This window comes from Kribbella sp. NPDC006257 (assembly GCF_040613535.1).
Lineage (GTDB): Bacteria > Actinomycetota > Actinomycetes > Propionibacteriales > Kribbellaceae > Kribbella.
Genome location: NZ_JBEXSJ010000002.1, coordinates 85,039 through 99,897, shown reverse-complemented (window position 1 = coordinate 99,897; position 14,859 = coordinate 85,039). Strand labels below are relative to the sequence as shown.

Below are 14,859 nucleotides of genomic sequence, written 5' to 3'. Positions count from 1 at the left end.
GGGAGGGTGGGATCCAAGGTGCAGAAGGGGTTGCGGGACAGCACCGGCGATTGAACTGCCGAGCGTGCTCGAAGCTGTGCGGAGTGTTGCGAGGGGTCGGCGTGGGACTGTCGGTGGGATGCGCGAGAATAATTTGAAATAAGTACAAAGCGGTCCGAGCTAAGGAGAAAGCAGGACGCACATGCCGGATCTCCCGCCCTACCTGCGACCGTTCGTGCTGCCCGTCGAAGGGGCCGCGGAGCTGCGCGTCGACCGGGTCGGCGAGCTGGACTTCCACCGCCCCGCCAGTACGGCGCGGACGGGCGCGATCCTGCTGATCCACGGCGGTCCCGGACCCGCTGATCTCAGCGTCACACCCCGGGACTGGCCCGTCTATCAAGGCTATGCGGCCGCGATCGCTCAACGCGGCCTGGTGGCCGTCGTGGTCGATCACCGGCTGATCCGGGGGCTCGACCAGCTGAGTGCCGCCGCCGACGACGTGGAGGCCGCTGTCGGGCTGCTGCGGGCCGATCCGCAGGTGGACCCGGAGCGCATCGTGCTCTGGTTCTTCTCCGGGGCCGGCCTGCTGGCGGGGGAGTGGCTGGACAGCCGCCCCGGCTGGCTGCGCGGCATCGCGCTGAGCTATCCCCGCCTCGCCACCCCGCCCGGTGTCGACGAACTGGTTTCCGCCGCCGAGGTGATCGGCAAAGCATCAACTACCGACCTGCCGGTGCTGCTGACGAGGGTCGGCCGCGAGCTCGACGAGCTCGCCGGTCCGGTGGCGGAGTTCGTCTCCGCCGGTGGCACCGCGCTGGACATCATCGACGTACCGAAAGGGCAACACGGCTTCGACATGCTCGACCACACCGACGAATCCCGCGCCGCGGTGACCAAGGCCCTCGACTGGGCCATCGCCCACCTGGGCGAAGACCCGACAGCCACCCAACTCCCCATCCCGACCACGACCATGACGACGGAGAAGGTGAAAACCTCTGTAGTCGTGGAGAAACCGGCCGCAGCAGTAGCAGAGAAGCCGGCCCCAGTAGTACCGCAGAAACCGGCCGCGCCGGTCAGCACGCCGCTGCTGCCCGCCGAGACGCCTGCCTCGCGGGTCGTCGGACGCGAGCACTCGGCGTACGAAGCGCACGACCTGGAAGCGTTCCTGGCGATGTATTCGCCGACCGCCCAGCTGCAAACAGCAGACGGCGCCGTACTGCGCGGTCGCCGGTCGCTCCGGGAGTACTACCAGCCCCGCTTCGAGGCCGGCCAGTGCAAGAGCGAACTGGTGCACCGGATGACCCAGGGCGACTGGGTGGTGGACCAGTCGATCAGCCATGGCGACGACGGCCCGACTCCGACGATCGCGTTCTACCGGGTCCAGGAGGGCCTGATCACCGAGGTCCGGGTTCTTGGCTGACGGATTCGACCCGCTCGCCGAGTTCGAGCGCACCGCGGCGGAGCTGGCAGCGATCCTCGAGATCGTTGCCCCGGCCGCCGCGGTGCCGTCCTGCCCGGGCTGGACCGTGGCCGACCTGGCCGAGCACGTCGGCGCCGGCCAGCGCTGGGCGGCCTCGATCCTGCTCAGCAGCCAACCCCAGAAGGTCCCCGCAGTACTGCGGACCGCCATCTCCTGGTCCGACTGGTACGCCGGCACGACCGCGGCGCTGGTGGCCGCGATCAAGGCGGTCGACCCGGCCGAACACTGCTGGAACTTCTCGCCAGGGCAGCAGTTCGCGGGCTTCTGGACCCGCCGCAGGCTGCATGAGACGGCGGTTCACCTGGTGGATGCCCTCCAGGCAGCAGCCGATCCGGCCGCCGACACCGACTCGATCGAGACCGGCCGGCCGCTGGGTCAGGTGATTCCACCGGCCGTGGCCGCGGACGGGGTCGACGAGGTGTTCGAGGTCTTCCTGCCCCGGATGCTGGCTCGCGGATTTCCGCCGGTGGTGACCCGGCAGGTCGGCGTACGGGCTGTCGATACCGGGCACGAGTGGACGCTGACGCCTGCAGGACAAGGAGAACCGTCCACCGTGGACAGGTCCGGGGCGACCGGTGACGTGATCGTCTCCGGGACGGCGCTGGAGCTGTATCTGGCCATGTGGAGGAGGCTTCCGGCCGGATCTTTGCGGCTGGAGGGCGACACCCTGGCAGCGGCCGGACTCGTCGATGGCAGGGTTACGCCGTAAAGGCTGTAAACTGGTCTAGCGGCTGCGCCTCAGCTCCTCACGGGCTTCTGTTTTGACCGTGCTTGAGGCAGCCGCTAGTCTTAACGATCGTGCCCGGGTCATCCTGGGCCGTCATGCGTGCCCCTCGTAATTTTCGGGTCAGCGCGTGGCACGGGACTTCTGCCGACAGTCAGAAAGTTTATGACTCCGGCGTGTCCGTGCCCTCGCGACACACCCGACCGCGGGGGTCAGGTGCGCAGCAACCGACCGGACGACAGAAAGAGACCTACGCGGTGCCCACCATCCAGCAGTTGGTCCGCAAGGGCCGCCAGGACAAGGTGTCCAAGAACAAGACGCCGGCCCTGAAGGGTTCCCCTCAGCGTCGTGGTGTGTGCACGCGCGTCTACACGACCACCCCGAAGAAGCCGAACTCGGCGCTTCGCAAGGTCGCTCGCGTCCGCCTCACCAGCGGCATCGAGGTCACCGCCTACATCCCGGGCGTCGGCCACAACCTGCAGGAGCACTCGATCGTGCTCGTGCGTGGTGGTCGTGTGAAGGACCTCCCGGGTGTCCGGTACAAGATCATCCGCGGTTCGCTCGACACCCAGGGTGTGAAGAACCGGAAGCAGGCTCGCAGCCGGTACGGCGCGAAGAAGGAGAAGAGCTAATGCCGCGCAAGGGTCCCGCCCCGAAGCGGCCGGTCATCATCGACCCGGTCTACAGTTCGCCGCTCGTCACCCAGTTGATCTCCAAGATCCTGGTCGACGGCAAGAAGCAGATCGCGCAGAGCATCGTCTACACCGCCCTCGAGGGCACCCGGACGAAGACCGGCACCGACCCGGTCATCACGCTCAAGCGCGCCCTGGACAACGTGAAGCCCAGCATCGAGGTGAAGAGCCGCCGTGTCGGTGGCGCCACCTACCAGGTGCCGATCGAGGTCAAGCCCGGTCGCTCGACCACGCTCGCCCTGCGCTGGCTCACGTCGTACTCCCGGGCCCGTCGCGAGAAGACCATGGCCGAGCGCCTGATGAACGAGATCCTGGATGCGTCCAACGGTCTCGGTGCGTCGGTCAAGCGTCGCGAGGACACGCACAAGATGGCCGAAGCCAACAAGGCTTTCGCCCACTACCGCTGGTGATCCGGGGCCCGGTCCCGGGCCCCCGCGTTCACACTTTTTGAGCTAGACAGAAGCGAGAGGTAGACCACCGAGGTGGCCGTACAAATCACCACCGACCTGAGCATGGTGCGCAACATCGGCATCATGGCCCACATCGACGCCGGTAAGACGACGACGACCGAGCGGATCCTCTTCTACACCGGTATCACGTACAAGATCGGTGAGGTCCACGACGGCGCCGCCACGATGGACTGGATGGAGCAGGAGCAGGAGCGCGGCATCACCATCACGTCCGCCGCGACGACCTGCACCTGGAAAGACCACACCATCAACATCATCGACACCCCTGGGCACGTCGACTTCACCGTCGAGGTGGAGCGCTCGCTGCGCGTCCTCGACGGCGCGGTCGCCGTCTTCGACGGTGTCGCGGGTGTCGAGCCGCAGTCCGAGACCGTGTGGCGTCAGGCGGACCGGTACGGCGTACCGCGGATCTGCTTCGTGAACAAGCTGGACCGCACCGGCGCCGAGTTCATGCGCTGCGTCGACATGATCGTCGACCGGCTGGCCGCGGTGCCGCTGGTGCTGCAGCTGCCGATCGGTGCCGAGGCCGACTTCATCGGTGTCGTCGACCTGATCGGGATGCGCGCGCTGACCTGGCGCGGCGAGACCACGATGGGTGAGGACTACACCGTCGAGGAGATCCCGGCCACGCACACCGAGATCGCCGCCGAGTGGCGCGACAAGCTGATCGAGACGCTGGCCGAGGCCGACGACGAGATCATGGAGCTGTACCTGGAGGGCGAGGAGCCGTCCCAGGAGCAGATCATGGCCGGCATCCGGCGCGCGACGATCGCCAGCAAGCTGACCCCGGTCCTGACCGGCACCGCCTTCAAGAACAAGGGCGTCCAGCCGCTGCTCGACGCGATCAACGCCTTCCTGCCCAGCCCGCTGGACGTGCCGGACATCGAGGGCCACGACGTCAAGGACGCCGCGGTCGTCGTCACCCGCAAGCCGGACGACTCCGAGCCGTTCTCGGCGCTGGCCTACAAGATCGCGGCCGACCCGCACCTGGGCAAGCTGACCTTCATCCGGGTGTACTCGGGCAAGCTCGAGACCGGCACCCAGGTCCTGAACCCCACCAAGGGGCGCAAGGAGCGGATCGGCAAGATCTACCGGATGCACGCGAACAAGCGCGAGGAGATCGCGTCGGTCGGCGCCGGCCACATCGTCGCCGTGATGGGTCTGAAGGACACCACCACCGGTGAGACGCTGTGCGACCCGGCCAAGCCGGTCGTGCTGGAGTCGATGACCTTCCCGGCCCCGGTGATCTCGGTCGCCATCGAGCCGAAGTCGAAGGGCGACCAGGAGAAGCTGGGCGTCGCGATCCAGCGGCTCGCCGAGGAGGACCCGACCTTCCAGGTACGGACCGACGAGGACACCGGCCAGACGATCATCGCCGGGATGGGCGAGCTCCACCTGGAGATCCTGGTCGACCGGATGAAGCGCGAGTTCCGCGTCGAGGCCAACGTCGGCAAGCCCCAGGTCGCCTACCGCGAGACCATCAAGAAGAAGGTCGAGAAGGTCGACTACACGCACAAGAAGCAGACCGGTGGTTCGGGTCAGTTCGCGCGTGTGATCATCAACATCGAGCCGACGTCGGCCGAGCTGGGTGGCGAGGGCGGCTACGAGTTCGTCAACGCCGTCACCGGTGGCCGGATCCCGCGGGAGTACATCCCGTCGGTGGACGAGGGCGCCCAGGAAGCGATGGAGTTCGGCGTCCTGGCCGGCTACCCGATGGTGGACGTCAAGGTCACCCTGACCGACGGCGCCTACCACGATGTCGACTCGTCCGAGCTCGCCTTCAAGATCGCCGGTTCGATGGCTTTCAAGGACGCCGCCCGCCGGGCGACGCCGGTCATCCTCGAGCCGATGTTCTCGGTCGAGGTCATCACCCCGGAGGACTACATGGGTGAAGTGATCGGCGACCTCAACTCACGCCGCGGCCAGATCCAGTCCATGGACGAGGGCCCCGGTGGCAGCCGGGCCATCAAGGCTCTGGTGCCGTTGTCCGAGATGTTCGGGTATGTCGGTGACCTTCGGTCGAAGACCCAGGGCCGCGCGTCGTACTCGATGCAGTTCGATTCCTACGCCGAGGTTCCGAAGAACGTGGCGGAAGAGATCATCAAGAAGGCCCGCGGCGAGTAATCTCGCTCCGGACCAACCAACCCACAGCGCGTCGGCGTACGGCGTAAGTCAACACTTTCCAGGAGGGCCCCAGTGGCTAAGGCGAAGTTCGAGCGGACTAAGCCGCACGTCAACATCGGCACCATCGGTCACATCGACCACGGTAAGACCACTCTTACCGCGGCGATCACCAAGGTGCTGCACGACAAGTACCCGACGCTGAACGAGGCGTCGGCCTTCGATCAGATCGACAAGGCGCCGGAAGAGCGTCAGCGCGGTATCACCATCTCCATCGCGCACGTCGAGTACCAGACCGAGGCCCGGCACTACGCCCACGTCGACTGCCCGGGTCACGCGGACTACATCAAGAACATGATCACCGGTGCGGCCCAGATGGACGGTGCGATCCTGGTCGTCGCCGCCACCGACGGCCCGATGCCGCAGACGCGTGAGCACGTGCTGCTCGCCCGTCAGGTCGGTGTGCCGGCGATGGTCGTCGCCCTGAACAAGTGCGACATGGTCGACGACGAGGAGATCCTGGAGCTCGTCGAGCTCGAGGTTCGCGAGCTGCTGAGCGACCAGGAGTTCGACGGCGACAACGCGCCGGTCGTCAAGGTCGCGGCCCACCCGGCACTGCAGGGTGACGCCAAGTGGGGCGAGTCGATCCTCGAGCTGATGGACGCCGTGGACGCCTACATCCCGCAGCCGGAGCGCGAGATCGACAAGCCGTTCCTGATGCCGGTCGAGGATGTCTTCACCATCACCGGTCGCGGTACCGTCATCACGGGCCGGATCGAGCGGGGCATCATCAAGGTCAACGAGACCGTCGACCTGATCGGTATCCGTCCGGAGAAGCAGACCTCGACCGTCACCGGTATCGAGATGTTCCGCAAGCTCCTCGACGAGGGCCAGGCCGGTGAGAACGTCGGTCTGCTGCTTCGTGGTACGAAGCGCGAGGACGTCGAGCGCGGCATGGTCGTCATCAAGCCGGGCACCACCACCCCGCACACCAACTTCGACGCTTCGGTCTACATCCTGTCGAAGGAGGAGGGCGGCCGGCACACGCCGTTCTTCCAGAACTACCGCCCGCAGTTCTACTTCCGCACCACGGACGTCACCGGCGTCGTCACGCTGCCCGAGGGCACCGAGATGGTCATGCCGGGCGACAACACCGACATGTCGGTCGAGCTGATCCAGCCGATCGCCATGGAAGAGGGCCTGAAGTTCGCGATCCGGGAAGGTGGCCGTACCGTCGGCGCCGGCCGGGTCACCAAGATCCTCAAGTGATTTCATGAGGTCCGCGAGGGCTGGCTCACCGAGCCCTCGCGGACCTCTGCTTTACGCCTGATCCGGGGCAAGTCGGGGTCGGTGACCCCGGAACGGTTCCGGATCAAGGCGTACAGCCACCACAGCGCCACCTCGATTGGCATTCCGATGCCAATCTCTGGCACAATATTCAGGTTGCTCAGGCGAGGCCGCCGGGGTGCGCCACAGACACTTGTCTGGAGGGTGCGCCGGACCGGAGACCATGCCGAGGTTCCGGTCCGAGACCGAACCCCGATCACCATCCCAGGGTTGGAAGTGTGTGGTGACGCGCGTGCCGCGTCCACGACACACCCGACCGCGGGGGTCGGAGCAGCAAAGGCAGAAGACGAAGAGAAGGACGTAGCGAAGCGATGGCGGGACAAAAGATCCGCATCCGGCTGAAGGCCTACGACCACGAGGTCATCGACAGTTCGGCGCGCAAGATCGTCGACACGGTGACGCGTACTGGTGCGAAGGTTGCTGGCCCGGTGCCGTTGCCGACGGAAAAGAACGTGTTCTGCGTCATCCGCTCGCCGCACAAGTACAAGGACAGCCGCGAGCACTTCGAGATGCGCACCCACAAGCGGCTCATCGACATCATCGACCCCACGCCGAAGACCGTCGACTCGCTGATGCGTCTCGACCTGCCGGCCGGTGTCGACATCGAGATCAAGCTCTGAGGGACGCGAACAACCAATGAGCACTTCCACTAAGAACACGCGTGGGCTGCTGGGCACCAAGCTCGGCATGACCCAGACCTGGGACGAGAACAACCGAGTCGTCCCCGTCACCGTGATCCAGGCCGGCCCCTGTGTGGTCACCGAGGTGCGTACCTCGGCCAGCCACGGCTACGACGGCGTTCAGATCGCGTTCGGCGACATCGACCCCCGCAAGGTGAACTCGCCGATGCGCGGCCACTTCGAGAAGGCCGGCGTGACTCCTCGTCGTCACCTGCTCGAGCTGCGCACCGCGGACGCCAGCGAGTACACGCTCGGCCAGGAGATCAAGGCCGAGGCGTTCGCCGCGGGCGAGATCGTCGACGTGTCCGCCACCAGCAAGGGCAAGGGCTTCGCCGGTGTCATGAAGCGGCACGGCTTCCACGGTCTTCGCGCCACCCACGGTGTGCACAAGAAGCACCGTTCGCCGGGCTCCATCGGCGGTTGCGCGACCCCGGGCCGGGTCTTCAAGGGCCTCAAGATGGCCGGCCGGATGGGCAACGAGAAGGTCACCACGCAGAACATCACCGTGCACGCGGTGGACGTCGAGCGCGGCCTGGTCCTGCTCAAGGGCGCCGTCCCCGGCCCCAAGGGCGGCCTCGTGCTGATCCGCAACGCCGCGAAGGGAGCTACCAAATGAGCACCGTTGACGTCGTCGTCGTGAAGGGCGACAAGGTCAGCAAGAAGGGCTCCGCGGAGCTCCCCGCCGAGCTGTTCGACGTTCAGGCGAACATCCCGCTGATCCACCAGGTCGTCGTGGCCCAGCTGGCCGCGGCCCGCCAGGGCACGCACAAGGTGAAGTCCCGCGGAGAGGTCTCCGGCGGTGGCGCCAAGCCGTACCGGCAGAAGGGCACCGGTCGCGCCCGTCAGGGCTCGACCCGCGCGCCGCAGTTCACCGGTGGTGGCGTGGTGCACGGCCCGACCCCGCGCGACTACAGCCAGCGGACCCCGAAGAAGATGATCGCCGCCGCGCTCCGCGGTGCGTTGTCGGACCGGGCCCGCGACGGCCGCGTGCACGTGGTCGAGAAGTTCGTGGACGGCGACAAGCCGTCGACCAAGTCGGCGCTGAAGGTGCTGGCCGAGGTCACCGAGTACCTCAAGGTGCTGGTGGTCGTGGCGCGCGCCGACGAGCAGACCTGGCTGAGCCTGCGCAACGTGCCGACCGTGCACCTGCTCGCGGCCGACCAGCTGAACGCGTACGACGTGCTGTGCAGCGACGCGGTGGTCTTCACCAGCGATGCGCTGGAGGCCTTCGTCGCCGGTACGCCGAAGGGCAAGTCCGTCAAGGCCGTCGCGACGTCGACCGAGGCCGAGCAGGAGGTAGAAGCATGAGTCACGGAGTCAACAAGGACCCGCGGGACGTGCTGCTGCGGCCGGTCGTGAGCGAGAAGAGCTACGGCCTGCTGGACGAGCAGAAGTACACGTTCGAGGTCGCCCCGGACGCCAACAAGACCGAGATCAAGCTCGCGGTCCAGAAGGTGTTCAAGGTGCGGGTCACCAGCGTCAACACGATCAACCGCAAGGGCAAGCGCCGCCGGACCCGTACGGGCTGGGGCAAGCGTCCTGACACCAAGCGAGCGATCGTCAGCCTTGCCGGCGACGACCGCATCGACATCTTCGGAGGCCAGTCGTAATGGGTATCCGCAAATACAAGCCGACAACGCCGGGCCGTCGTGGCTCGAGCGTGGCCGACTTCGTCGAGCTCACCCGTTCGACCCCTGAGAAGTCCCTGCTCCGCCCGCTGCCGAAGAAGGGTGGCCGGAACAACTCCGGCAAGATCACCACTCGGCACCACGGTGGCGGCCACAAGCGCGCCTACCGCCTGATCGACTTCAAGCGGTACGACAAGGACGGCGTGCCGGCCAAGGTCGCGGAGATCGAGTACGACCCGAACCGCACCGCCCGGATCGCACTGCTGCACTACGTCGACGGCGAGAAGCGCTACATCCTCGCCCCGGCCAAGCTGGAGCAGGGCACGATCGTCGAGAACGGTCCGGCGGCGGACATCAAGGTCGGCAACAACCTGCCGCTGCGCAACATCCCGGTCGGTTCCACCGTGCATGCGGTCGAGCTTCGTCCGGGTGGTGGCGCCAAGATGGCCCGCTCCGCCGGTGCCAGCGTTCAGCTGGTCGCCAAGGAGGGCCGGATGGCCACCCTGCGGATGCCGTCCGGCGAGGTCCGGATGGTCGACGTCCGCTGCCGCGCCACCCTCGGTGAGGTCGGCAACGGCGAGCAGTCGAACATCAACTGGGGCAAGGCCGGCCGGATGCGCTGGAAGGGCAAGCGCCCGACCGTCCGTGGTGTCGCCATGAACCCGGTCGACCACCCGCACGGTGGTGGTGAGGGCAAGACCTCGGGTGGACGTCACCCGGTGTCCCCGTGGGGCAAGCCTGAAGGCCGCACCCGCGGCAACAAGGAAAGCGACCGCATGATCGTCCGGCGCCGCAAGGCCGGCAAGAAGCGCTGATAGGGAGCCGGACAGATGCCACGCAGCCTCAAGAAAGGCCCGTTCGTCGACCACCACCTGCTCAAGAAGGTGGAGGTGCAGAACGAAAAGGGCACCAAGAACGTGATCAAGACCTGGTCGCGCCGATCCATGATCATCCCGACCATGATCGGTCACACCCTCGCGGTGCACGACGGCCGCAAGCACGTCCCCGTGTTCGTCACGGACGCGATGGTCGGGCACAAGCTCGGCGAGTTCGCTCCGACCCGGACGTTCAAGGGCCACGAAAAAGACGACCGCAAGGCACGGCGTCGCTGACCTCGGTCAGTGACGAAGCGCAAGCAACCTACGGAGAGATTCGAACATCATGAGCGTAATGGAGCGTAGGGCAGTCAGTGCCCGGCGCGAGGGGCTGCTGGGCGACGAGCCCGGAGCCTTCGCGGTCGCGCGCTTCGTCCGCGTGACGCCGATGAAGGCGCGTCGCGTGGTCGACCTGGTGCGCGGCATGGGCGTCGACGACGCACTCGCCACTCTGAAGTTCGCCCCGCAGGCCGCTGCCGAGACCGTGTACAAGGTCGTCGACAGCGCCGTGGCGAACGCCGAGAGCACCGAGCACCTGAACCGCGCCGACCTGGTCGTGGTGAAGGCCTATGTGGACGAGGGCCCGACGCTGAAGCGTCACCGCCCGCGTGCCCAGGGGCGTGCGACCCGGATCGACAAGCGGACCAGCCACATCACCGTCGTGGTCGGCCCGAAGGTCGAGGCCGAGCCGCAGGCGAAGAAGGCTGACGAGAAGAAGGCCGACGCCAAGAAGGCTCCGGCCAAGAAGGCCGCCGACAAGGCGTCCGCCGACAAGCCGGTCAAGAAGGCGACCGCGAAGAAGGCGGCAGCCAAGAAGACCGCCGAGAAGAAGGAGTCCTGACGTGGGCCAGAAGGTTAACCCCCATGGGTTCCGTCTCGGCATCAGCACCGATCACAAGAGCCGTTGGTACGCCGACAAGCTGTACAAGGACTACGTGGGCGAGGACGTCAAGATCCGTCGCCTGCTGAGCAAGGGCATGGAGCGCGCCGGCATCTCCCGTGTGGAGATCGAGCGCACCCGTGACCGCGTCCGCGTCGACATCCACACCGCTCGTCCGGGCATCGTCATCGGTCGCCGTGGCGCCGAGGCGGACCGGATCCGGGGCAGCCTGGAGGAGCTCACCGGCAAGCAGGTGCAGCTGAACATCCTCGAGGTGAAGAACGCCGAGGTCGACGCACAGCTCGTCGCCCAGGGCGTTGCCGAGCAGCTGTCCGGCCGCGTGGCGTTCCGCCGCGCGATGCGCAAGGCGATGCAGACCACCATGCGTGGCGGCGCCCTGGGCATCCGGATCCAGTGCTCCGGCCGTCTCGGTGGCGCTGAGATGTCGCGTTCGGAGTTCTACCGCGAAGGCCGGGTGCCCCTGCACACCCTTCGCGCGGACATCGACTACGGCTTCTACGAGGCCCGCACGACCTTCGGCCGGATCGGCGTGAAGGTCTGGATCTACAAGGGTGACGTCGCCGGCACCCGCGCCGAGCGCGAGGCGCAGGCCGCCGCTCGGGCCGCTACCCAGCAGCGTGGCCGTCCGGCCCGTCGCGACGGTGGTGGCGACCGCGGTGACCGTGGTGGTCGCGGTGGCGACCGTGGCGGTCGCGGTGGGGCTCGCAACGACGGTGGCGCCCGCAACGACGCTCCGAAGGCTGACGCCGCGGCGGCTCCGGTCGCCGAGAAGCCGGCCGAGACGACCGGAACGGAGAGCTGAACCATGCTCATCCCCCGCAAGGTCAAGCACCGCAAGCAGCACCACCCCAAGCGCTCCGGCGCTGCCAAGGGCGGTACCACGCTGGCGTTCGGCGAGTTCGGCATCCAGGCCGTCGAGAGCCACTACGTGACCAACCGGCAGATCGAGTCCGCTCGTATCGCGATGACCCGGCACATCAAGCGTGGCGGAAAGGTCTGGATCAACATCTACCCGGACCGCCCGCTGACCAAGAAGCCTGCCGAGACCCGGATGGGTTCCGGTAAGGGTTCACCCGAGTGGTGGATCGCCAACGTCAAGTCCGGCCGGGTGATGTTCGAACTGTCCGGTGTCGACGAGGACGTCGCTCGCGAGGCGATGCGCCGCGCGATCCACAAGTTGCCGATGAAGTGCCGCTTCATCACCCGAGAGTCAGGTGAGAACTGATGGCTACCCTGACTGCCGCCGAGCTGCGGAACCGCAGCAAGGACGAGCTGCTCCAGGACCTCGCGAACGCCAAGGAGGAGCTGTTCAACCTCCGGTTCCAGGCTGCGACGGGTCAGCTGGAGTCCCACGGCCGGCTGCGTGCCGTCCGGAAGGACATCGCCCGCATCTACACCGTGCTGACCGAGCGTGCGCTCGGGATCACGGAAGAGGTCGATGCACCCGTGGCCGAGGCTGACGCCGAGGCCGAGGTTGCAGAGACAGCGGACGACAGCGAGAAGGCTGGGAGCAAGGCATGACCGAGAATGCAGCGAAGGACGAGACCGTGAGCACGACCCCCGACGTGAAGCGCAACAGCCGCAAGACCCGTGAGGGCCTGGTGCTGAGCGACAAGATGGACAAGACCGTCACCGTCGAGGTCGAGGACCGGGTCAAGCACAAGCTGTACGGCAAGGTCATCCGCCGCACCAGCAAGCTCAAGGCACACGACGAGCAGAACGCCGCCGGCATCGGCGACCGCGTCCTCCTGATGGAGACCCGGCCGCTGTCCGCCACCAAGCGTTGGCGCGTCGTGGAGATCCTCGAGAAGGCGAAGTAATTCCCGCGAGGGCACTGCAACGCCCGGCTGTACCCAATCGAAATCATTCGTTCCGCAAGGCTCACGCGAGTGAGAACCAGCGAGACAACCAGGAGATCAACAGATGATCCAGCAGGAGTCGCGACTGAAGGTCGCCGACAACACGGGTGCCAAGGAAATCTTGTGCATCCGCGTGCTCGGCGGCTCCGGTCGGCGCTATGCCGGTGTCGGTGACACGATCGTCGCCACCGTCAAGGACGCGATCCCGGGCGGCGGCGTCAAGAAGGGCGACGTCGTCAAGGCCGTCATCGTTCGCACCGTGAAGGAGCGCCGGCGTCCGGACGGCTCCTACATCCGGTTCGACGAGAACGCCGCGGTGATCCTCAAGGCCGACGGCGAGCCGCGCGGCACCCGCATCTTCGGGCCGGTCGGCCGGGAGTTGCGCGAGAAGAAGTTCATGAAGATCATCTCGCTCGCTCCGGAGGTGCTCTGAGATGGCAGCCCAGCAGAAGAAGCTGCACGTGAAGAAGGGTGATCTCGTTCGCGTGATCGCCGGCAAGTCCAAGGGCCACGAGGGCAAGATCATCTCGGTGCTGCCCGAGGCCGAGAAGGTCATCGTCGAAGGCGTGAACCGGGTCAAGAAGCACACCAAGGTGCAGCAGGCCCAGCGCGGCGGCACCACCGGTGGCATCGTCACCCAGGAAGCGCCGATCCACGTGTCCAACGTGATGCTGCTTGTCGAGGTTGAGAAGGACGGCAAGAAGCAGAAGGTGACGACCCGCGTCGGCTACAACCGCGTCGAGGTGCAGAAGAAGCGCCCCGACGGCTCGACCTACACCGGTTTCCGCAGCGTACGCATCTCGCGCCGCACCGGCGAGGAGATCTGATGACTGCTACGGCAACCGAGAAGGTCCAGCCGCGGCTGAAGACCAAGTACCGCGAGGAGATCGTCGCCAAGCTGAGCGACGAGTTCAAGTTCGCGAACGTCATGCAGGTACCCGGGCTCACCAAGATCGTGGTGAACATGGGTGTCGGCGAGGCGGCTCGTGACTCGAAGCTGATCGACGGTGCGATCAAGGACCTGGCCGCGATCACCGGCCAGAAGCCGCAGGTGACCAAGGCCCGCAAGTCGATCGCGCAGTTCAAGCTGCGTGAAGGCATGCCGATCGGTGCGCACGTCACGCTGCGCGGCGACCGGATGTGGGAGTTCCTGGACCGGCTGCTCGCCCTGGCGCTGCCCCGGATCCGTGACTTCCGTGGCCTGTCGGCGAAGCAGTTCGACGGCAACGGGAACTACACCTTCGGTCTGACCGAGCAGGTGATGTTCCACGAGATCAACCAGGACCGGATCGACCGGGTCCGCGGCATGGACATCACCGTGGTGACCACCGCCAAGAACGACGACGAGGGCCGGGCCCTGCTGCGGGCACTCGGCTTCCCGTTCAAGGAGAACTGACGTGGCGAAGACAGCACTCAAGGTCAAGCAGGCCCGGAAGCCGAAGTTCGCGGTGCGCGGTTACACCCGTTGCCAGCGCTGCGGCCGGCCCAAGGCCGTCTTCCGCAAGTTCGGCCTGTGCCGGATCTGCCTGCGGGAGATGGCGCACCGGGGCGAGCTGCCCGGCGTCACCAAGTCCAGCTGGTGACCCACCGCTTCTCCAGCACCGTACTTTTCTCCAACCACCATCTAGTCACCGTAGGTCGCCACACGGCGAAACCACGGCGGGAAAGAGGCCCCAGGCCATGACGATGACCGACCCGATCGCAGACATGCTGACACGTCTGCGCAACGCCAACCAGGCGTATCACGAGTCGACCCAGATGCCGTACAGCAAGATCAAGCAGGGCATTGCCGACATCCTCCAGCAGGAGGGCTACATCTCCTCCTACAAGGTCGAGGAGCCCAAGGAAGGCACCGTCGGCAAGACCCTCGTGGTGGACCTGAAGTTCGGTCCGAGCCGCGAGCGCTCGATCGCCGGCGTCCGGCGGATCAGCAAGCCCGGTCTGCGGGTGTACGCGAAGTCGACCAACCTGCCCAAGGTGCTCGGAGGCCTCGGCGTCGCGATCATCTCGACGTCCCAGGGATTGCTCACGGACCGGCAGGCCAAGCACAAGGGCGTTGGCGGGGAAGTCCTCGCCTACGTCTGGTGACGAAGAACCGGAAGGAGG

The 14,859-nt window shown here is 66.6% G+C and carries 21 protein-coding genes and 1 pseudogene; all 22 read left to right on the top strand.

Features of this window, described 5'->3' with window-relative positions; all coding sequences use genetic code 11:
• Positions 1-181 precede the first annotated feature (181 nt).
• Positions 182-1,396: a nuclear transport factor 2 family protein gene (locus ABZ004_RS02690; RefSeq protein WP_355678009.1), complete on the top strand. Its 1,215-nt coding sequence runs from the start codon at positions 182-184 to the stop codon at positions 1,394-1,396.
• Positions 1,389-2,165, top strand: a complete 777-nt coding sequence (locus ABZ004_RS02685; protein WP_355678008.1) for a maleylpyruvate isomerase N-terminal domain-containing protein — start codon at positions 1,389-1,391, stop codon at positions 2,163-2,165. Before ABZ004_RS02690 ends, ABZ004_RS02685 begins: the two co-directional genes overlap by 8 nt.
• Before the next feature lie 272 nt (positions 2,166-2,437).
• On the top strand, positions 2,438-2,812 hold the full coding sequence (rpsL, locus tag ABZ004_RS02680) for a 30S ribosomal protein S12 (protein ID WP_012923692.1): 375 nt from the start codon (positions 2,438-2,440) through the stop codon (positions 2,810-2,812).
• Positions 2,812-3,282 (top strand): 30S ribosomal protein S7, encoded by a 471-nt coding sequence (rpsG, locus tag ABZ004_RS02675; protein WP_012923691.1) that lies wholly within the window; start codon positions 2,812-2,814, stop codon positions 3,280-3,282. Before rpsL ends, rpsG begins: the two co-directional genes overlap by 1 nt.
• 72 nt (positions 3,283-3,354) lie before the next feature.
• Positions 3,355-5,466, top strand: coding sequence for an elongation factor G (gene fusA, locus ABZ004_RS02670; protein ID WP_355678007.1), 2,112 nt, complete (start codon positions 3,355-3,357; stop codon positions 5,464-5,466).
• A 72-nt stretch (positions 5,467-5,538) separates the two neighbouring features.
• A complete protein-coding gene (gene tuf / locus ABZ004_RS02665; RefSeq protein WP_355678006.1) occupies positions 5,539-6,732 on the top strand; it encodes an elongation factor Tu in 1,194 nt (397 codons plus the stop codon).
• A gap of 389 nt (positions 6,733-7,121) precedes the next feature.
• Entirely contained in the window at positions 7,122-7,430 is a 309-nt protein-coding gene (gene rpsJ, locus ABZ004_RS02660) for a 30S ribosomal protein S10 (protein ID WP_012923688.1), read from the top strand.
• A 16-nt stretch (positions 7,431-7,446) separates the two neighbouring features.
• Positions 7,447-8,106, top strand: a complete 660-nt coding sequence (gene rplC, locus ABZ004_RS02655) for a 50S ribosomal protein L3 (RefSeq protein WP_355678005.1) — start codon at positions 7,447-7,449, stop codon at positions 8,104-8,106.
• Entirely contained in the window at positions 8,103-8,798 is a 696-nt protein-coding gene (rplD, locus tag ABZ004_RS02650; RefSeq protein ID WP_355678004.1) for a 50S ribosomal protein L4, read from the top strand. Before rplC ends, rplD begins: the two co-directional genes overlap by 4 nt.
• Positions 8,795-9,100 carry a 50S ribosomal protein L23 gene (gene rplW / locus ABZ004_RS02645; RefSeq protein WP_112243217.1) on the top strand — a complete coding sequence of 102 codons (306 nt, stop codon included), beginning with the start codon at positions 8,795-8,797 and terminating at the stop codon, positions 9,098-9,100. The genes rplD and rplW overlap by 4 nt, the downstream gene beginning before the upstream one ends.
• Entirely contained in the window at positions 9,100-9,933 is an 834-nt protein-coding gene (gene rplB, locus ABZ004_RS02640) for a 50S ribosomal protein L2 (RefSeq protein WP_355678003.1), read from the top strand. The genes rplW and rplB overlap by 1 nt, the downstream gene beginning before the upstream one ends.
• Before the next feature lie 15 nt (positions 9,934-9,948).
• On the top strand, positions 9,949-10,230 hold the full coding sequence (rpsS, locus tag ABZ004_RS02635; protein WP_112243213.1) for a 30S ribosomal protein S19: 282 nt from the start codon (positions 9,949-9,951) through the stop codon (positions 10,228-10,230).
• 49 nt (positions 10,231-10,279) lie between these two features.
• A pseudogene (gene rplV, locus ABZ004_RS02630) lies at positions 10,280-10,747 on the top strand (50S ribosomal protein L22); the annotation flags it as partial.
• 88 nt (positions 10,748-10,835) lie between these two features.
• Entirely contained in the window at positions 10,836-11,696 is an 861-nt protein-coding gene (rpsC, locus tag ABZ004_RS02625; RefSeq protein WP_355678002.1) for a 30S ribosomal protein S3, read from the top strand.
• Between the two features lie 3 nt (positions 11,697-11,699).
• Positions 11,700-12,119 (top strand): 50S ribosomal protein L16, encoded by a 420-nt coding sequence (rplP, locus tag ABZ004_RS02620; RefSeq protein ID WP_355678001.1) that lies wholly within the window; start codon positions 11,700-11,702, stop codon positions 12,117-12,119.
• The gene (rpmC, locus tag ABZ004_RS02615) at positions 12,119-12,415 is read left to right on the top strand and encodes a 50S ribosomal protein L29 (RefSeq protein ID WP_355678000.1); all 297 of its coding nucleotides are present in this window, start codon (positions 12,119-12,121) and stop codon (positions 12,413-12,415) included. The genes rplP and rpmC overlap by 1 nt, the downstream gene beginning before the upstream one ends.
• Positions 12,412-12,714 (top strand): 30S ribosomal protein S17, encoded by a 303-nt coding sequence (gene rpsQ / locus ABZ004_RS02610; RefSeq protein WP_355677999.1) that lies wholly within the window; start codon positions 12,412-12,414, stop codon positions 12,712-12,714. The genes rpmC and rpsQ overlap by 4 nt, the downstream gene beginning before the upstream one ends.
• 103 nt (positions 12,715-12,817) lie before the next feature.
• The gene (gene rplN, locus ABZ004_RS02605; protein WP_020388099.1) at positions 12,818-13,186 is read left to right on the top strand and encodes a 50S ribosomal protein L14; all 369 of its coding nucleotides are present in this window, start codon (positions 12,818-12,820) and stop codon (positions 13,184-13,186) included.
• Between the two features lie 22 nt (positions 13,187-13,208).
• Positions 13,209-13,580: a 50S ribosomal protein L24 gene (rplX, locus tag ABZ004_RS02600; RefSeq protein ID WP_355678302.1), complete on the top strand. Its 372-nt coding sequence runs from the start codon at positions 13,209-13,211 to the stop codon at positions 13,578-13,580.
• Complete coding sequence (gene rplE, locus ABZ004_RS02595; RefSeq protein ID WP_355677998.1) at positions 13,580-14,149, top strand: 50S ribosomal protein L5; 570 nt, start codon at positions 13,580-13,582, stop codon at positions 14,147-14,149. Before rplX ends, rplE begins: the two co-directional genes overlap by 1 nt.
• A 1-nt stretch (position 14,150) precedes the next feature.
• The gene (locus ABZ004_RS02590; protein ID WP_012923674.1) at positions 14,151-14,336 is read left to right on the top strand and encodes a type Z 30S ribosomal protein S14; all 186 of its coding nucleotides are present in this window, start codon (positions 14,151-14,153) and stop codon (positions 14,334-14,336) included.
• 97 nt (positions 14,337-14,433) lie between these two features.
• On the top strand, positions 14,434-14,841 hold the full coding sequence (gene rpsH / locus ABZ004_RS02585) for a 30S ribosomal protein S8 (protein WP_112243167.1): 408 nt from the start codon (positions 14,434-14,436) through the stop codon (positions 14,839-14,841).
• Positions 14,842-14,859 lie beyond the last annotated feature (18 nt).